This window comes from Micromonospora sp. NPDC049114 (assembly GCF_040648635.1).
GTDB lineage: Bacteria > Actinomycetota > Actinomycetes > Mycobacteriales > Micromonosporaceae > Micromonospora.
Genome location: NZ_JBEZEA010000001.1, coordinates 814,325 through 831,762, shown reverse-complemented (window position 1 = coordinate 831,762; position 17,438 = coordinate 814,325). Strand labels below are relative to the sequence as shown.

At 72.4% G+C, this 17,438-nt stretch carries 14 protein-coding genes; 7 read left to right on the top strand and 7 right to left on the bottom strand.

What is annotated here, in order from left to right:
• Positions 1–11 precede the first annotated feature (11 nt).
• On the top strand, positions 12–1,079 hold the full coding sequence (locus AB0B39_RS03945; RefSeq protein ID WP_357490825.1) for a DUF2855 family protein: 1,068 nt from the start codon (positions 12–14) through the stop codon (positions 1,077–1,079).
• Between the two features lie 8 nt (positions 1,080–1,087).
• Here AB0B39_RS03945 and AB0B39_RS03940 read toward each other — a convergent pair whose 3' ends face one another.
• Together AB0B39_RS03940 and AB0B39_RS03935 are read right to left on the bottom strand one after the other, a co-directional pair.
• Positions 1,088–1,888: an SDR family oxidoreductase gene (locus tag AB0B39_RS03940; protein WP_357490823.1), complete on the bottom strand. Its 801-nt coding sequence runs from the start codon at positions 1,886–1,888 to the stop codon at positions 1,088–1,090.
• 101 nt (positions 1,889–1,989) lie between these two features.
• A complete protein-coding gene (locus tag AB0B39_RS03935) occupies positions 1,990–2,361 on the bottom strand; it encodes an anti-sigma factor (protein ID WP_357573429.1) in 372 nt (123 codons plus the stop codon).
• A gap of 362 nt (positions 2,362–2,723) precedes the next feature.
• Here AB0B39_RS03935 and AB0B39_RS03930 point away from each other — a divergent pair, with 362 nt between their 5' ends.
• Complete coding sequence (locus AB0B39_RS03930; protein ID WP_357573428.1) at positions 2,724–4,559, top strand: sigma-70 family RNA polymerase sigma factor; 1,836 nt, start codon at positions 2,724–2,726, stop codon at positions 4,557–4,559.
• Positions 4,556–5,176: a DUF305 domain-containing protein gene (locus AB0B39_RS03925; RefSeq protein WP_357573427.1), complete on the top strand. Its 621-nt coding sequence runs from the start codon at positions 4,556–4,558 to the stop codon at positions 5,174–5,176. Before AB0B39_RS03930 ends, AB0B39_RS03925 begins: the two co-directional genes overlap by 4 nt.
• Before the next feature lie 16 nt (positions 5,177–5,192).
• Here AB0B39_RS03925 and AB0B39_RS03920 read toward each other — a convergent pair whose 3' ends face one another.
• Positions 5,193–5,753: a GNAT family N-acetyltransferase gene (locus tag AB0B39_RS03920; RefSeq protein ID WP_357573426.1), complete on the bottom strand. Its 561-nt coding sequence runs from the start codon at positions 5,751–5,753 to the stop codon at positions 5,193–5,195.
• 124 nt (positions 5,754–5,877) lie between these two features.
• On the opposite strand from AB0B39_RS03920, the gene AB0B39_RS03915 reads away from it, so the two are divergent.
• Genes AB0B39_RS03915 through AB0B39_RS03905 form a run of 3 tightly spaced genes read left to right on the top strand, consistent with a single transcriptional unit; the run spans position 5,878 to position 9,343 of the window.
• On the top strand, positions 5,878–6,588 hold the full coding sequence (locus AB0B39_RS03915) for a siderophore-interacting protein (protein ID WP_357573425.1): 711 nt from the start codon (positions 5,878–5,880) through the stop codon (positions 6,586–6,588).
• On the top strand, positions 6,585–7,844 hold the full coding sequence (locus tag AB0B39_RS03910) for an MFS transporter (protein WP_357573424.1): 1,260 nt from the start codon (positions 6,585–6,587) through the stop codon (positions 7,842–7,844). The genes AB0B39_RS03915 and AB0B39_RS03910 overlap by 4 nt, the downstream gene beginning before the upstream one ends.
• Positions 7,841–9,343: an MFS transporter gene (locus AB0B39_RS03905; RefSeq protein WP_357573423.1), complete on the top strand. Its 1,503-nt coding sequence runs from the start codon at positions 7,841–7,843 to the stop codon at positions 9,341–9,343. Before AB0B39_RS03910 ends, AB0B39_RS03905 begins: the two co-directional genes overlap by 4 nt.
• Positions 9,344–9,347: 4 nt before the next feature.
• On the opposite strand, the gene AB0B39_RS03900 is transcribed toward AB0B39_RS03905, so the two are convergent.
• Genes AB0B39_RS03900 through AB0B39_RS03890 form a run of 3 tightly spaced genes read right to left on the bottom strand, consistent with a single transcriptional unit; the run spans position 9,348 to position 14,993 of the window.
• Positions 9,348–12,215 (bottom strand): FAD-binding and (Fe-S)-binding domain-containing protein, encoded by a 2,868-nt coding sequence (locus AB0B39_RS03900; RefSeq protein WP_357573422.1) that lies wholly within the window; start codon positions 12,213–12,215, stop codon positions 9,348–9,350.
• 25 nt (positions 12,216–12,240) lie between these two features.
• Positions 12,241–13,413: an anhydro-N-acetylmuramic acid kinase gene (locus AB0B39_RS03895; RefSeq protein WP_357490805.1), complete on the bottom strand. Its 1,173-nt coding sequence runs from the start codon at positions 13,411–13,413 to the stop codon at positions 12,241–12,243.
• An 11-nt stretch (positions 13,414–13,424) separates the two neighbouring features.
• On the bottom strand, positions 13,425–14,993 hold the full coding sequence (locus AB0B39_RS03890; RefSeq protein WP_357573421.1) for a sodium:solute symporter: 1,569 nt from the start codon (positions 14,991–14,993) through the stop codon (positions 13,425–13,427).
• A gap of 188 nt (positions 14,994–15,181) precedes the next feature.
• Between AB0B39_RS03890 and murQ the strand changes: the two genes are divergently transcribed.
• The gene (gene murQ, locus AB0B39_RS03885; RefSeq protein WP_234586562.1) at positions 15,182–16,075 is read left to right on the top strand and encodes an N-acetylmuramic acid 6-phosphate etherase; all 894 of its coding nucleotides are present in this window, start codon (positions 15,182–15,184) and stop codon (positions 16,073–16,075) included.
• A gap of 41 nt (positions 16,076–16,116) precedes the next feature.
• Here the strand turns inward: murQ and AB0B39_RS03880 are convergent, their stop codons facing one another.
• Positions 16,117–17,400, bottom strand: coding sequence for a GAF domain-containing protein (locus AB0B39_RS03880; RefSeq protein WP_357490800.1), 1,284 nt, complete (start codon positions 17,398–17,400; stop codon positions 16,117–16,119).
• Between the last annotated feature and the right edge of the window lie 38 nt (positions 17,401–17,438).

Sequence of the window (17,438 nt, the reverse complement as noted above, 5' to 3'; positions counted from 1 at the left end):
AGCGTCACACCATGGCTGACTCGTGGACCTTCGCCGTGGCCCGTGCCGACCTGCGCCACACCACCATCGCCGACTCCGGGGAGCCCGCGCCGCCCGACGGTGCGGCGCTGCTGCGCGTGGATCGCGTCGGCCTCACCGCCAACAACGTGACCTACGCGGTGCTCGGCGATGCGATGCGCTACTGGGAGTTCTTCCCGCCCGGCCCGCGAGGGCTCGGGCCGCAGTGGGGTCTTCCGCCGCTGTGGGGCTTCGCCGACGTGGTCGCCTCGACGGTCACCGGGGTCGAGGTCGGCCAACGGGTCTACGGTTACCTGCCGCCCGCCGGCCACCTGGTGGTCCGCCCGGACCGGGTGGACGCGTCCGGCTTTCGCGACGCGAGCCCGCACCGGGCCGAACTGCCCTCGCCGTACAACGCGTACCGGGCGACGGCCGGAGACCCGGTCTACCAGGCCGATCAGGAGGACCTGCTGATCCTGTTCCGGCCGCTGTTCTTCACCTCGTTCATGTTGGCCGACCAGGTCGTCGACAACGACTTCTACGGCGCGCGGTCGATAGTCCTGTCGTCGGCGTCCAGCAAGACGGCGTACGCCGCAGCGTCCGAGCTGTACGGTCGCGGCCCGCGACTGGTCGGGCTCACCTCGCCCGGCAACGTGGCGTTCACGCGGTCACTCGGGTGCTACGACGACGTCATCGCGTACGACGACATCGACGCCCTCGACGCGGTCGCCACCGTGTACCTCGACCTGTCCGGAGCGCCCGCCACCCGGGCCGCGCTGCGCGCCCACCTCGGCGACCGGCTCGTCCGGGACATCGCTGTGGGGCTCACCAACCAGACGCCCAACGCGGAAGCCGCCGGGGAGGTCTTCTTCGCGCCGGTGCAGATGCGCAAGCGCGGCCGGGACTGGGGCCGCGACGGGCTCGACAGGCGGTTCACCGAAGCCTGGCAGCGGTTCGTCCCGGCGGCGAGCGGGTGGCTCGACGTGCGGGTCGGCAACGGTCCCGAGGCCCTGCGGGACGCGTGGCTCGACGTCCTCGCCGGTCGTACGCCGCCCCGGGTCGGTCACGTCGTCCAGCTGTGAGCCGGCCGCTACGGGACGATCGCGTCCACGTAGCCGCCGTCGACCCGGACCGCCGCGCCGGTGGTGGCGGAGGCGAGCGGAGAGGCGAGGTAGGTGACCATGTTGGCGATCTCCTCGGGCTCGATGAGCCGCTGGAGCAGCGACTGCGGCCGGTGCAGCCGCATGAACTCCCGCTGCGCCTCCTCCCAGGGCAGACTGTCGCCGACGAGTTCGGCCACGAAGTCCTCCACGCCCCCGGTGTGGGTCGGCCCGGCCAGCACCGAGTTGACTGTCACTCCGGTGCCGGCGGCGGCCTTCGCGAACCCGCGTGACACGCCGAGCAGAGCCGTCTTCGAGACGCCATAGTGGATCATCTCGGCGGGGATGGCGACCGCCGAGTCACTGGCGATGTACTGCACCCGACCCCAACCGCGTTCCATCATCTGAGGCAGGTAGGCGCGGGTCAGCCGGACGCCGGCCAGCACGTTCACCTCGAAGTAGCGACGCCACTCGTCGTCCGAGATCTCCAACGCCGGGGTGGGGCCGAAGACGCCGAGGTTGTTGACCAGGATGTCGACGTCGGGCAGGAGGTCGAGGGCGCGGGCCGTACCCTCGTCGGTCGACACGTCGGCGTCCACCTCGACGACCTCGGCGCCGGGGACCTCGTCGCGCAGCGCCGTGGCCGCGCGCCCGACCGAGGCGGCGGTACGGCCGTTCACTGCCACCCGGGCCCCCGCGCGGGCGAGCCCGACCGTGATGGCGGCGCCGATGCCCTGGGTCGAGCCGGTCACCAGCGCGGTCCTGCCGGCGAGATCGATCTGAACCGTCATGTCTGTCCTGTCCGTTCGCACCACACCGAACCCTGGTCGGGGGGACGGCTTCCGCAGCCTCGACCGTAGCCGCGCCGACCCGACCCGGCAGGACGAGTCGGTCAGCTCAGCGTCACGAGTCCCACGATCCGGGTCGGGGCGGAGGAACCGCCCGCGGGTTCGTTCGACACCCCGAACGTGCCGGCGGCAGCGACCGGACCGATGACCGTCGTCGACTCCCGGGCACCGGCGGTCAGCAGGCCGACCGAGCGGGCCGGCTCGGCACCCCGGATGAGCCACAGTTGGTAGGCCCGTCCCGCACCGGGGTCGGGCAGGTCACGCAGCAGGATTCGTCGCCGGCGCCCGGCCGGATTGGTGCCGGCCAGAAATGTTTCCGCGCAGCTCTGACCTGCCTCGGTGACCGCAGGTCCGCTTCGCCGCGCCCTGACGACGCCTGGGGCGCTAGGCTGTGGGTGCGGGCACCGATGGCCCATCGCCGGGCCCGCCCCTCCGCCTCCCCACGGCTTCGAAGCTGCCGATGACTGAGTCGAGCGCTGCCGTGCACATCTCCTGGAGCACCTTGTGCCCGATATGACCTCCGCCCGGAACCCCTTCACCATCGAGGGGGGAAGGGTCGTCGACGACGAGCGCAGTCCGGCCGCGGACGTCAGCGCAGCGTCCATGACCCGCCTGCGTACTCCGTTCGCGGCCGGGACCGAGGCCGGCGCGTCGGCCGACCGGCCCGACGGACCGGAGGAGAAAACCGTAATCTGACCCGCCGCCGCTCGTCTCCGATTCAGGAGGCGGTCAGCGCTCACGCGCGCCGACCGGACCGAGCGCACAAGGAGTGGGATCCATGTCGTCAACCGGTCGGGCAGCACCCGAACCCGGGCTGGTCGTCGCGGCTCGACAGGGCGACCGGCGCGCTCTCGACGACGTCGTGGCGGCCTCGCTTCCGCTGGTCTACAACATCGTCGGGCGGGCGCTGCGCGGCCATGCCGACGTCGACGACGTGGTCCAGGAGACCCTGGTACGGGTGATCCGGCACCTGCCCGCGCTCAACGATCCGACGGCGTACCGGTCCTGGCTCGTGGCGATCACCATCCGCCAGGTGCGCGACTGGGATCAGCGTCGCCGTGTCGCCCTCAACCGCGACGCCGGGCTCGACGCGATCCATAACGTGCCCGATCCCGCCTCCGACTTCGCCGGGATGACGATCCTCCGGCTCGGCCTCACCGACCAACGACGTGAGGTCGCCGAGGCGACCCGCTGGCTCGACCCGGACGACCAGGAACTGCTCTCGCTCTGGTGGCTGGAGGAGACCGGTGAGCTGACGCGGGCCGAGATCGCCGAGGCCGCGAGCCTGTCGCCGGGGCACGTCGCGGTGCGCATCCACCGGATGAAGGAGCAGATCCAGAGCGCCCGGGGCGTCGTCCGCGCCCTGCATGCCCGCCCCGGCTGCCCGGACCTGGGCGCGGTGGCGGCCGAGTGGGACGGCACTCCCAGCCCGCTGTGGCGCAAGCGGCTGGCCCGACACATCCGGGACTGCGCGTTCTGCGAGCGCCCGGGCGCCACGTTCCTGCCGATCGACAGGCTGCTCGCCGGGATGCCGATGCTGCCGCTGCCGGCCGGCCTCAGCGCCCACGTCCCGAGTGCGACGGTGCCCCCGGCCGCCGCCGCGCCGGCCGTCGGACCGCATCCCCCGGGCGTCGCCGAGCTCGCGGGGCACGCGCCCCGTGCTGTGGTTCCCTACCTGGCCGCCGCAGTGGTTGCCGCGGTCCTCGCGATCACCACGTTGGTGGTGGCGCTGCCGGACGATCCGGCCGCCGAGCCCTCCTGGGCCGTCCCGCCGCCCGTCGCGCCCACCACTGTCGCCTCCGCGTCCGCCTCCCCGAGCAGCGCGCCGTCACCGAGCGCGCGCCTGACGTCGAAGGCGCCTGTCGCACCGGCGGTCAGCTCCGCGCGCAAGGGCGTCGGGGTGTGGAACTTCGCCGGAGCGAGCCAGGCGTTGGCCAGCTCGAAGGCCGGTTGGTACTACACCTGGGGCACCCAGCACCCGGGGATCAGCACTCCGCGCGGCGCGACATTCGTACCCATGATCCGCAGCGCGGAGAACGTCACCGCAGCGGAGCTGGCCCGGGCCCGGGCCGCCGGGCCGCACCTGCTCACCTTCAACGAGCCTGACCTGCCCGAACAGGCGAACATGACAGTCGAGCAGGCACTGGACCTGTGGCCGCAACTGATGGCGACGGGCAGCAGGCTGGGCAGCCCCGCGGTCGCCTGGGGCGGCGCGGACCCGCGGGGTTGGCTGGACCGGTTCATGACCGGCGCAAAGGCCCGGGGTCACCGGGTGGACTTCATCACCCTGCACTGGTACGGCGCCGACTTCACGACCGCCGCGGCGGTCAACCAGCTTCGGCAGTACCTGCAGGCCGTCCACCAGCGGTACCGCAAGCCGATCTGGCTGACCGAGTTCGCTCTGATCCGCTACGACGGCGGGCGTCAACAGTTTCCGAGCCAGGAGCAGCAGGCGGCCTTCCTCACCGCGGCGGCGGACATGCTCGGCCAACTCTCCTACGTGCAGCGCTACGCCTGGTTCGGCCTCCCCGCCACGGACAAGGACCGGTCCGGGTTGTTCAGCGACGGCACCAGCGCGACGGTGATCGGCCGCGCGTTCCAGGCCGCGCGGTGAACGGGCGGGCCGGGCGGATCGTCGGCGTCGTCGCGACGCTGGCCGCGACGGCGCTGGCCGTCGGCCTGACCCGGGATGCGGGCCGCACGGACCGGGCCGCCGCGCCCGCGTCAGTCGCTCCCGCGCCGACTCCGTCCGTGCTGCTCAACGGCACCGACGACGCCTTCATCCAGCTGCTGCTCCCGATGAACGAGGGTGCGCTCTCGGTGATCGACGCCCTCGACGCCAGTCCGTCGGCCGCCGACCCCGCGCTGCGCGCCGTCCTCGGTGACATCCGGGCTGCGCACCGGGCCGAATCGGTGGAACTGCGCAGGCTGCTGGCTGCCGGCAACATTCCGGAACAGAACATCCACGCGGGGCATCAGATGCCCGGCATGGTCACCGACGCCGCTCTCGCCGAGCTGCGCGCCGCTCCCGAGCCCGAGGTGCGGTCCCGGGCGGTCGGTCTGATCCGGGCGCACCTCGCGCAGTCCGTCGTGCTGTGCCGGGGCGAACAGACCGCAGGGGGCAGCCCGGAGCTGAAGATGCTCGCCGGCCGGATCCAGGCGTCGCGAGCTGCCGAACTGGACGCTCTGGCAGGTCAGCCCGGCGGGACTGCTGCCCCGCCGGCCGACTGAGCCGGCGCTGCCCCGGTCAGATCGACGCCGGGTGGTCCGACTCGAACCGGGAGCGGGTGAGGAACGCCAGTTGGGCGCGCTTGCCCGGCATGTCGATCTCGGCATCGAAGGTGAAGCCCTCGATCTCCAGTCGGCGCAGCGCGAGGCGGTTACGAACGTCCGGCTCGACGACGATCCGCTGGGCGGCCGGGTCGCGGAACAGGAAACGGGCGAGGGCCGGGCCGACGGCGTCGGTCAGGCCGCGGGCCAGCTGCCGAGGAGGGTTGAGCAGCAGGTGCATCCCGACGTCCCCGGACTGCACGGCGTACCGCTCGCCGACCGGGTCCGCCTCGGGCTGGTAGCTCTGGAACAGACCGACCGGCTCCCCGTCGATCATGATCAGGTACGCGTGGTGCGTGGGCAGGCCGTCGACGAAGGCGTAGATCTCGCGGACCTCATCGAGGGTGTGTGACCCCATTCCCCAGAACGAGTTGCGGGGCAGGGTGACCCAGCCGTGCAACAGCGCGGCGTCGCGGTCGGGCGCGACGGGTGTCAGCGTCAGCTCGCCGAGTCCGGTGATCTTCTCCTGGTGTGTCATGTCGCGGGTCCTTTGCTGGTTGGGGTGATCGCGGCCGAGGTGACGTGAGGAGGACACGCGTTCCGCCGGCGAGGGAGTTAGGTTACCCTCCCCTAACAAAGGCTTGCCTTACCTGGAGGGGTGCGTGAAACGGAACTGGGAAGCCCTGGTCCTCAAGGCCATGGGAGGTCGGGACTTTCAGTTGACGGTGCGGGCCACCGAGTCGGTGGACGGGCACTACCAGCGGCTGCTCCTCGACGACGGCGGCCTGCTCGAGGCGTGCGGAGTCCACCCCACGATGTGGGTACGCCTGTGGTTCGACAACGACGGCCGGGCGCACCAGCGGGCGTACACGCTTGTCGACCCCGACCCGGCCAACGGCCGGTTCAGCCTCGAATTCGCCATCCACGACGGCTGCGCGGCCCGCTGGGCCACCACCGCGCAGGTCGGCGACACCATCGTCGCCACCGTCCAGGGCAGCGCCTTCCAACTGCCCGACCCGGCGCCCGAGCACCTCTACCTCGTCGGCGACGCGGCGTCCCTGCCGGCGGTGAACAGCCTGCTCGACGCCGGCGCCGACATCCCGGCGACCGTCTGGCTGGAGTACGCCCACGAGGGCGAGAAGGCCCTCGCGCCGCGCGCCCGGGCGCACCACGACGTCACCTGGGTGCCCCGCGACGCCGACCGTCAACACCTCGTCGAACGAATCCGCACCGACCTGCCCGCCAACGACGCCGCCCACTACTGGGTGGCCTGCGAGGCGGCCACCACGCGCGGCATCACCCGGCACATCCGCCGGACGCTGGGCGTCGACAAGGACCGGCTGACGTCGCTCGGCTACTGGCGAGCCCCGTGAGAGGCCGACTCGGCACCCTGACCGCGCTGTACGTCACCCAGTACCTCGGCATCGGCTTCATCACCGTCGGGCTGACCGCCATCCTGCGCGACGGTGGCACGTCCCTGGACACCCTCGCGCTGTTGCAGGTCGTCGGCCTGATCTGGCCCATCAAGTTCCTCTGGGCGCCGATCCTCGACAGGTACGGCTCCCCGCGCCGCGGCCACTACCGGTCCTGGCTCCTCATCCTGCAGAGCGCACTGGTGCTGGCCCTGCTGGCGCTGCTGCCGTTTCCCCGTCCGGCCGACGCGCTCGGCCCGGTCATCGCCATCTGCTCCGCGTACGTCTTCTTCTCCGCCACCCAGGACATCGCCGTGGACGCCGTCGCCGTGCGGATGCTCGGCGAGACGGACCGGGGGACCGGCAACGGCATCCAGGTGGCCGCGAGTTACCTCGGCAACCTGCTCGGCGGCGGCGCCTGCGTGCTGGTCTACGACCGGTTCGGCTGGGTGCCGGCGGTCGGCCTGCTGGCCGCGTTGACAGCTGCCGGGCTGCTGGTGGTGTGGCGGTTCTCCGAGCCCGCGCGGACCGATCGGGTGGACCGCGTCGGCACTGCCTACCGGGCTCTGCTGTCGGTGTTCGGCCAGCCCGGCTGCCGGTGGTGGACCTTCGGCGTCGTGCCACTTGTCTACGTCGGCGCGGGCATGGCGTACGCGCTGGTGACGCCCGCCCTGGTGGACGCGGGGTGGTCGCTGGGCCGGATCGGCGTGGTGACCGGCGTGGTGACGAGTGCGCCGGCCATCGTGGCGGGTCTGGTCGCCGGGGTGGGCATCGGCCGGTTCGGGCGCGGCCGGGTGCTCGTGGCGGGCGGCGTGGCCCTCGCGGTGTCGACGGCGATGCTGCTGCCGTTGCTGAACGGCCGCGCGTCGCTGGGCGGGACTGTCGTCGCTCTCTGCTGCTTCATGGTGGCCTACACGATCGCCAACGTCGTGCTCTACACGGTCAACATGGACTACTCGCGACCAGTTACCTGCGGCACGGACTTCACCGTCCTGTCGTCGTTCGGCCTGGTCTGTTCGTTCGTGGCCGCCTCGGTGGGCCTGGCGGCGGCCGACCGGTTCGGCTACCCGTCGGTCGCGATCGCCGCCATCGTGCTGGTGGCCGCCGGGGTCGCGGTCGGCCTCGCGCACCAGCGGCGCTTCCCCCGTACGCCAGCTGCCGTTCCCGGTTCGGCCGCCGAGCCCCTGCCCGCCGACGGCGTACGGACAGCGGTGTGACAGTCGTCCAGCCGGTCGCCGTCCAGGCGGCGGCCCGAGCGCCACACCGCTGGCTCATCCTGGCCGTGCTCTGCGTCGCCCAACTCGTCGTCGTGCTGGACAACACGATCCTGACCGTGGCGGTGCCGGTGCTCACCACCGAGTTGGGCGCCAGCACCGCCGACGTGCAGTGGATGATCAACGCGTACGCCCTGGTCCTGTCCGGGCTGCTGCTCACCGCGGGTGCCGCCGCCGACCGGTACGGCCGGCGGCGGATGCTGCTCGCCGGCCTCGTCCTTTTCGGACTCGGCTCGCTGGTGGCGGGTCTCGCGAGCACCAGCGGTCAGCTGATCGCCGCCCGGGCGGGGATGGGCGTCGGCGGGGCGCTGCTGGTCACCTCGACGCTCGCGGTGGCGATGCAGGTCTTCGACGGCCCCGAACGGTCCCGCGCGATAGGCATCTGGGCGGCCACCAGCGCGTTGGGCTTCGCGGTCGGACCGCCGATCGGCGGCACCATCCTGGCCCACCTGCCGTGGGGCGCGATCTTCCTGCTGAACGTCCCCATCGTGCTGGCCTGCCTGCTCGTGGGCCGGGCGCTCGTGCCGGAGTCCCGTGGCCCGGCCCATGGCCGACTCGACGTGTGGGGCGCCATGCTCTCCACCGCGGGGCTGACCGCTGTCGTCTTCTCGATCATCGCCGGGCCGGAGCGGGGCTGGGCCTCGACCGAGGTGCTCGGCACGGCTGTCGTCGGCGTGGTCCTGCTCGGGTTGTTCGTCCGCTGGGAGCGGCGGATCAGCCACCCCATGCTGGACATGCACTTCTTCCGGGACCGCCGGTTCGTCGGTGCGGTGTCCGGCGTCGTCCTGATCACCTTCGGGGCCACCGGCGCGCTGTTCCTGCTGACCCAGCACCTGCAGTTCGTCCGCGGCTACCCGGCCTGGGAGGCCGGCCTGCGCATGGCGCCCTTCGCCCTGTCCATCGTGCTGCTCAACGTCAGCGGCGTCGCCGCCGCCGTGATCCGCCGTCTCGGCCTGGCCGCCGCCATCGCCGTCGGCATGGCGTTGCTCGCGACCGGCCTCGCGGCGGTGACCCTCCTGTCCTCCGACGGGTACGGGGTGCTGCTGGGCGGCCTGCTCGTGATGGGAATCGGGTGCGCCCTGGCCAACCCGGCGATCGTGGAGGCGGTGATGAGCGCGATCCCGGCCGAGAAGGCAGGTGCGGGTGCCGGGGTGGACGGGACCATGACCGAGGTCGGCAGCAGTCTCGGCATCGCCGTCCTCGGTGCCGTGTTGAACGCCCGGTTCGCAGCGCTCCTTCCCCCCGCGCTGGCCGGCGCGGAATCGTTCCCCGCAGCCCTCGCCGCCGCCGACGAGGGGCCGCAACGGCAGGCGGTGACAGGTGCTTTCGCCTCCGCGTTGGAGACCGGGCAGTTGGTGGGCGCCGTTGCGGTCCTGGCCGGCGGCCTGCTCGCCGCCGCGCTGCTGCGCCGCGCGGGCTCCTCGCCGGCCCGGCGACGGTGACCCGCTAGGCCGGTGGCTCGACCGCCTCGACGAGCACCTGGAGCACGTGCCGGTACGGCTGCCCGGTGGCCCGGCTCATGCCCATCTCGCAGGTGCGGTTGCAGGAGGCGTACGCGTCGTGGTCGCGTTGGTTGACCTCGGCGGCCTGGGCGGCGGTGGCGCCGCTGGTGACCTCGGGATGCAGCAGCCCCCGGTCACCGGCGAACGCACAGCATCCCCAGCTGTCCGGCACGGTGACGGTGTCGGCGACCGCCCGGGCCACGGTGTGCAGGTCGTCGATGCCGCCGAGGTGGACTGTGGAGCACGTGGGGTGCAGGGCCAGCGAGCCCAGCCGCCGGGGTTCGGGCAGCTCCGGCAGGAGGTGTACGGCGGTGAAGGTCACGCTGTCGACGAAGCGCAGCGCGGCGTACCGTGCCCGGTCCTTCTCGGCCAGCGCGGCGGTCAGCTGGGTCAGCCCGTGGGTGCAGGAGGACGCGTCGCACACGATGGGCAGCCGGCCGTGGTTGCTGGCCGTCCACAGCGCCGCCAGGGTCCGCTCGGCCATCTCCCGGTGGCCGGCGGGGTAGCCCTTGGACTGCCAGGGCGTCCCGCAGCACAGGCCCGCCGTCCCGGCCGGCACGACGACAGGCACCCGCGCCAGCTCGCACAGGCGCAGGAACGCCGCCGCCGAGCCGCCGGACGGGCCGTCCTCCGGCGCGAAGACGCTGCCGATGCACGCCGCGAAGAACACCGCCCGTGCGTCCGGCGCGCTGCGCGGCTCGGGCCGAGGCCCGCCGCCGCGCGGCATGCCGTCGCTCCACTGTGGGACGAGTTCGGTGGCGCCGAGGGAACGGATCACCCCGGTGGCGGCGCGGGTCAGCGGTGTCGGCACGGCGTGCGCGGCGTTCAGCCCGACCCGGACGCCGGCCACGGCGCCCTTCCAGTGCCGGGCGACACCGCGGGCGGTGCGCTGGGCGAGTGGGCTGTGCCGCTCGGCGCGCAGCCGCTTCATCGCCGCGCCGGTGTCGATGCCGACCGGGCAGGCGGTGACGCAGAGGCTGTCGGCGGCGCAGCTGTCCACCGCGGCGTACTCGTAGTCGGCGGTCAGCTCCCGGCGGCGTTCCTCGTCTCCGGCAGCAGTGGCGAGGGCGATCTGTCGTTGCAGGACGATGCGCTGTCGGGGAGTGGTGGTGACGTCGGCGGTGGGGCAGACCGGCTCGCAGTAGCCGCACTCCACGCACGCGTCCAGCTCCGCGTCGACGGTCGGGACGGCCTTGAGCTGCCGCAGGTGCACCGTCGGGTCGTCGTTGAGCAGCACGCCGGGGTTGAGCAGGTCGCTCGGGTCGCACAGCCGCTTCAGCTCGCGCATCACGTCGTACAGCTCGTCGCCGTACTGTCGCCGGACGAAGGGCGCCATGGCGCGACCGGTGCCGTGCTCGGCCTTGAGTGTGCCCCCCTCGGCGAGCACGAGGTCGACCATGTCCTCGGTGAACCGGGCGTAGCGGTCGATCTCGGCCGGTGTGTCGAAGGACTGGGTCAACATGAAGTGCAGGTTGCCGTCGCGGGCGTGTCCGAAGATCACCGCGTCGGGATAGCCGTGCCGCTCGAACAGGCCGATCAGGCCGTCGCAGGTGCCGGTCAGGCGCGGCATCGGCACGGCGACGTCCTCCAGCAGGGCCGTGGTGCCGGGCGGGCGAGCGCCGGCGACCGCCGTGTAGAGGCCCTTGCGCAGGTGCCAGAGCCGGGCCCGCTCGCGCGGGTCGTGGGTCAGTTCGGTGCCGGCGACGGCGGGCAGCCGGTCGAGCACGGGCTGGGCGTCGGCAAGCGTCGCGGCCAGCCGCTCCGCGCTGTCCTCGGCGAACTCCACGAGCAACGCGGCGTGCCCGACGACAGTCAGCCCGCGCAGGGCCGGGCTCGCGTCGGGGTCGCGCTGGCTGACCCGCAGCGCGGCGGCGTCGAGCAGTTCGGCGGTACGCGCGCCGGCGGCGAGCAGGGCCGGCAACGCGTCGGTGGCGGCGCTGAGACCGGGCAGGATCAGCAGGCCGGTGGCGGCGTGTTGGTGGATCTCGACGGTCCGGAAGACGGCCTCGGCCACGAACCCGAGCGTGCCCTCGCTGCCGATCATCAGGTGGGCCAGCATGTCGACCGGGCTGTCGTGGTCGAGCAGCGAGTTCAGTCCGTACCCCATGGTGTTCTTCATGGCGAACAGCCGCTCGATCGTGGCGCGCGACGCCGGGGTCGCGCGCACCCGGTCGCGCAGGCGCAGCAGCCCGGCGTGCAGTTCGGGCTCGGCGGCGCGCAGCCGGTCGTCGGCGTCGCGGGCGGCGGAGTCGACGACGGTGCCGGACGGGAGGACGAAGCGCAGCGACTCCATGGTGCGGTACGCGTTGTCGGTGGTGCCGCAGGTCATCCCGCTGGAGTTGTTGGCCACCATGCCGCCGACCGTGCAGGCGGCCTCGCTGGCCGGGTCCGGTCCGAGCCGGCGGCCGTAGCGGGCCAGCCGGGCGTTGGCCTGCCGGATCGTCAGGCCCGGCTGGAGCCGGATGCGGCGGCCGTCGTCGAGCACCTCGGCGTGCCGCCAGTCGGTGCGTACGTCGACAAGCACGCCCGCACCGCCGGCCTGCCCGGCGAGGCTGGTGCCGCCACCGCGCAGGGTCAGCGGCACGCCGGCCTCCCGGGCGCCGACCATCAGCGCGCCCACCTCGGCCGCCGAGGCCGCGCGGACCACTGCCTGCGGCTCGAACAGGTACGGCGAGGCGTCGTGCGCCGCCGCCAGCCTCCGGGGCAGCTCGGCGCTGACCCGGGTCGGATCGTCGAGGTGCGGGCGCAGCAGGTCGGCCACCTCGCGGGCACGGACGCCGGCGGCGTTCGGCGCGGGAACGACGGTGCTCATGGGCGGATCCTCCCGGGAAAGGTGGTCAGTCGGCGATGATCAGCATCCGCTCGGGTGCGGTGTCGACAGGCGCCGGCAGCCGCAGCGGTTGGCGGCCGGGGGTGATGCTGCCGAGCACCGAGGCGTGCCGCGCGCCGGTGCCCGAGGGCAGGGCGCCCGGCAGCCCGTGCACGGTCAGGTAGCCCAGCAGCGCGAAGGCCAGCGCCTCCTTGGCGTCCGAGGCGACACCGACCTCGTCGCTCGACGTCAGGTCGACGTCGGGCAGCTCGTCGACGAGCAGGCCCATCAGGGTCGGGTTGTGTGCCCCGCCGCCGGAGACGACGAGCCGGGTGACGCCGTGCGTCCGGCAGGCGTCGGCCACCGTGACCGCCGTCAGCCGGGTGAGGGTGGCCAGCACGTCGTTCGGCTCCGGCGTGGGGGCGTCGGCGAGGGCGGCGAGCAGGTACGGCAGGTGGAACAGCTCCTTGCCGGTGCTCTTCGGGCCGGCCTGCCGGTAGTACGGCTCGTCGAGCAGCCGCCGCAGCAGGTCCGGGTTCACCTGCCCGGCTGCCGCGCCGCGCCCGTCCCGGTCGTACTCCTCGGTGCCGCCGCTGAAGTGGCGGACGGCGGCGTCGAGGAGCGCGTTGGCCGGCCCGGTGTCGAACGCGAGGGGATCCGCGTCCGGCGCGACGACTGTGATGTTGGCGATGCCGCCCAGGTTGAGTGCGGCGGGGACGCCGGGCAGGCCCCGCAGCAGCAACGCGTCGAACAGGGCGACCAGGGGAGCGCCCTGGCCACCGGCGGCGACGTCGCGGCTGCGCAGGTCGGCCACGACCGGAAGGCCGGTGGCCTCCGCGATCCAGGCCGGCTGACCCAGCTGGAGGGTGCCGCGGACCGTACCCGCCTCGACCCAGTGGTGCATCGTCTGGCCGTGCGAGACGACCAGGTCGGCGTGACCGTCGCACAGTTCCGCGACCGCCCGCACGCCCGCCTCGGCGAAGGTCTGACCGATGCCGGTGTCCAGCACGCAGATCGCCTCGGTGGTGGTCGCCGCGGGTGGCAGGGCCGCGGCGATCCGGGCGCGCAACCACTCGGGGTACGGGTGGCTGAGCCGGCCCAGCGGTCGCATCCGCAGGGTGTCGCCGCTCCTGTCGAACTCGGCTGCGGCGGCTTCGATGCCGTCGTAGGAGGTTCCGGACATCAGGCCGATCACGCGCATCGCGTCCTCCTTCACGCCCGGCCGGCGGGCGTCGCCGCGGCGTCGTCGTCGATGTCGTCGTCGCGCCGTCCATGGTCGTACGGCGTCTCCGGGGCCGGGTGGAACCGGCTCGACACCGCGCCGACGACCAGGGTGATCAGGACGCCGATCGGCACCAGCCACTGCGCGGCGATGGCGGTGGCGGTGGTGGTGCCGGCCGTCGTCACGTCGATCTTGACGAAGCGGACGATGTAGGTCATCACCGCCACGGTGACGAGGAAGGCGATGAACGCGTCGACCTGGTTGGCCCGCTTGACCAGGCGGCCGAGCAGGAACGCACCGAGCAGCGCGCCGTAGGTGTAGCCGGCGATGGTCAGACCGGTCAGGTAGACGTTTCCGGTGCTGGAGCTGAACGCGCAGGCGAAGACCGCCATCAACACGGCCCAGACCAGGGTCATCACCCGGGCGAGCCGGAGCATCGCGTCGTCGGACGGGACCTTGCGGAAGAAGCTGTGGATGAAGTCGGCGACCGTGGAGTTCGACATCGAGTTCAGCGCCGACGACAGCGAACCCATCGCGGCGCCGAGGATGCCGGCCACCAGCAGGCCCGAGATGCCGACCGGCAGGGCGTGCAGGATGAAGCTCGGGTAGAGGTTGTCGCTGCTGGCCAGACCGAGTTCCTTGAACGTCTGACCCTTGTTGTACGACCACAGCAGCGCGCCGACCAGGGAGAACGCGGCGAACTGGATGACCACGAAGACGCCCGAGGAGATCATCGCCTTCTGCCCGTCGCGCAGCGTGCGGGTGGACAGGATGCGCTGGACGATCAGCTGGTCCGAGCCGTGGCTGGCCATCGCGAAGATCGCACCACCGATGATGGCGGTGGGCAGGGCGAACGGGCTGGTGAGCACGTGCGCCAGATCGAAGTTGGTGTCGAAGAGCTGGAACTTGCCGGCGTCCAGCGCCTGCGAGTAGCCGTCGAAGCCGACGGCGTGGCTGAGCACCGCGATGGCCAGGATGGCTCCGCCCAGGTACAACCCCATCTGGATGGCGTCGGTCCAGATGACCGCCTTGATGCCACCGAGGTAGGTGTAGACCACGGTGATGAGCGTGAGGACCACGATGATGGCCTGGTAGCCGACGTGCAGGCCGAACTCGTCGAGGAGCAGCTTGATGGGGATGGCCGAGGCGAACAGGCGTACGCCCTCGGCGAGCAGGCGGGTGAAGACGAACGTGACCGACGCCAGACCCTGAAGTTTCAGGCCAAACCGCTCACCGAGGTACTGGTAGGCGCTGACGAACCCACCCCGTTTGTAGAGCGGGATGAGCACCGTGGCCACGACCACGCGACCGATGACGTAACCCAGGGCCAGCTCGACGTTGCCGAACCCCTGACCGCTGTAGGCGCCACCGGGCACGCTGATCACGGTCAGGACGCTGGTCTCGGTGGCCACCACGGAGAACGAGACGGTCCACCACGGCAGGCGGCCCTCGCCCACGAAGTAGTCCTTGGCGGATTTCTGCTTGCCGGACAGGCGTAGACCGACGAAGGCGATCACCACGAGGTACAGCACGATCACGACAAGGTCGAGTTGGCGCACGGTTCACTCCCCACGCAGCGGGTTGTCAATAAGTGACGTTGGCCCACAGTAACGCGAAACTTTTTGCCAGCGCCCGTCCGGGCTGGTTACGCTGTGGTTTCAGCCTGCTGATAGAGGGCGCGTCGGCCCAGCAGGACGCGCCCGTCGGCGCTCGGCGGCTGAACATCAGCGAGAGGAACGAACACCTGATGGACCTCAGCACCCTCGGCACCGAGACCCGCAACGACAAGACCAGCGACCTCGACCGGATGTCTCCCACCGAGTTGCTTCTCGCGATGAACGACGAGGACCGCTCCGTCGCGGACGCCGTTCGTCGGGCCGTGCCGGACATCGCCGCCGCCGTCGACGTCATCGTGGCCTCACTCCGCCAGGGCGGACGGCTGATCTACGTCGGCGCGGGCACCAGCGGCCGGATCGGGATGCTCGACGCCGTCGAGATCCCACCCACCTTCGGTACGACGCCCGACCGGGTCGTCGGTCTGCTCGCCGGCGGGGCACGAGCCTTCGGCGTCGCCGTCGAGGGCGCTGAGGACGACCCGAACCGCGCCGTCGCCGACCTCGACGCGGTAGGCCTGACCGCCCGCGACACGGTGGTCGGGCTCGCCGCCAGCGGCCGTACCCCGTACGTGGTCGGCGGGTTGGATCACGCCCGCGCGCGCGGCGCGGCGACCGTCTCCGTGGCCTGCAACACCGACGCCGTGATCAGCCGGCACGCCGACGTCGCCATCGAGGTGCCGACCGGCCCCGAGGTGCTCACCGGCTCCACCCGACTCAAGGCCGGCACCGCCGAGAAGCTCGTCTGCAACATGCTCTCGACCGCCGCGATGGCCCGGCTCGGCAAGGTCTACGGCAACCTCATGGTGGACATGAACGCCACCAACGCCAAGCTCGTCGACCGGGCACGCCGGATCGTCGCCGAGGCCGCCGACACCGACCTCGACACGGCCGAGCGGGCGCTCGCGGCGGCGCACGGGCACGCCAAGACGGCAATCGTGCTGCTGCTGGCCCACTGCACCGCCGAGGAGGCCGCCGCCCGGCTGCGCGCCGCCGACGACGACGTCCGGGCGGCCGTCGCGGCCTGACCACAAGGCGTCGCCAGTCGACGCTGCGGTGCTCCGGTAAGTCAGCGGTTGACGTAGGCGGCCAGGCCGCCGAGCTCCTCGCTCGCGATGAACACCGACCGCACGTTGAGGATGGCCTCCTCGACGTGGGACTCACAGCCCCACGCCGCATCACCCCACGAGTCGGCGATCTTGACCTTCGCCGGTGCGGCGCACCCCTGGGCGCCGCCGAGCTGGCAGTGCTCGGGATGCGGTCGGGCGGCCTGTGCGGCCGCCGCGGCGCGCATCCGGTCGGCGAGTTCCGCCGCCGCGGCGGCGCGCTGCTCTGCCTCGGCGCGCAGCTGCCGCTCGGCGCGTACCGCCTTGGCCAGCTCCTCGTGCGCGGCCTTGGCGCGGGCTTCAGCGGCGACCTTCGCCTGCTCGACGTGGTGGCGTTCGATGGCCAGGGCCGCGGTGTCGGCGAAGACCCGGGCCAGGGCGAGGTCGGTGTCCTGCGGGACGCGCGGGGTGCGGTGGTACATGGCGAAGGTGCCCAACAGGCTGCCGTCGCGGGCCAGGACCGGCATCGACCAGCAGGCGGCGAGCCCGGCCCGCTCGGCCAGGTCGCGGAAGTCGTCCCAGAACGGGTCGGTGGCGATGTCGGTGACGATCACCGGTTCGCGCCGGTGCGCGGCGGTGCCGCACGAGCCGACACCCTCGCCGGTGGCGATCCCGTCGATGGCCTGGTTGTAGAACTCGGGCAGGCTCGGTGCCGCGCCGTGACGCAGGTGCCGGCCGTCCGGGTCGGCGAGCAGCACGGAGACGAGCACCTGCTCCGGCGCCAGATTCTCGATGCAGCGGGCCATCCCGTCGAGCACCTCGGCCAAAGGCGCCTGGCGGGCGATCTGCTCCAGCATGGCGCGGTGCTCGACCATGAGCCGCTGGGCGTGCTTGACCTGTGTGGTCTCCACACCGATCACGCGGATCCCCGTCACGGTGCCACTGGCGTCACGGCGGGGCTCGTAGGTGAAGTCGAAGAACACCTCCCGCGCCTGCGGGCCGGTCCCCAGCACGATCCGGGCGTCCCGACCGGTGTAGGGCTCACCCGTGCGGTAGACCTCGTCCAGCAGGGCGACGAAGCCCTGACCGGCCAACTCCGGCATCAGCTCGGAGAGCGGGACCCCGGTGCGCGCCCGATCCTCACCGATGGTGGCGAAGAACGCCGGGTTCGCCGTCTCCACCACGTGCGTGGGCCCCACGAGCGACGCGAAAACGGCGATGGACTGCCCGAACAGCGCCCGCAGGTCCTCCTCGGCCGACTCCCCGGCACTCACCGCAGTCGACCGCTGGTCCGATACCGCCGTCATGCCGTGGTCGCCCCTCTCACGTACGACTTCGTCGGATG

Excerpts from the sequence above, each read along its gene's own strand:
- AB0B39_RS03945 (WP_357490825.1), top strand. The coding sequence starts at position 12 with ATGGCTGACTCGTGGACCTTCGCCGTGGCCCGTGCCGACCTGCGCCAC.
- AB0B39_RS03940 (WP_357490823.1), bottom strand. The coding sequence starts at position 1,888 with ATGACGGTTCAGATCGATCTCGCCGGCAGGACCGCGCTGGTGACCGGC.
- AB0B39_RS03935 (WP_357573429.1), bottom strand. The coding sequence starts at position 2,361 with ATGGGCCATCGGTGCCCGCACCCACAGCCTAGCGCCCCAGGCGTCGTC.
- AB0B39_RS03930 (WP_357573428.1), top strand. The coding sequence starts at position 2,724 with ATGTCGTCAACCGGTCGGGCAGCACCCGAACCCGGGCTGGTCGTCGCG.
- AB0B39_RS03920 (WP_357573426.1), bottom strand. The coding sequence starts at position 5,753 with ATGACACACCAGGAGAAGATCACCGGACTCGGCGAGCTGACGCTGACA.
- AB0B39_RS03900 (WP_357573422.1), bottom strand. The coding sequence starts at position 12,215 with ATGAGCACCGTCGTTCCCGCGCCGAACGCCGCCGGCGTCCGTGCCCGC.
- AB0B39_RS03895 (WP_357490805.1), bottom strand. The coding sequence starts at position 13,413 with ATGCGCGTGATCGGCCTGATGTCCGGAACCTCCTACGACGGCATCGAA.
- murQ (WP_234586562.1), top strand. The coding sequence starts at position 15,182 with ATGGACCTCAGCACCCTCGGCACCGAGACCCGCAACGACAAGACCAGC.
- AB0B39_RS03880 (WP_357490800.1), bottom strand. The coding sequence starts at position 17,400 with ATGACGGCGGTATCGGACCAGCGGTCGACTGCGGTGAGTGCCGGGGAG.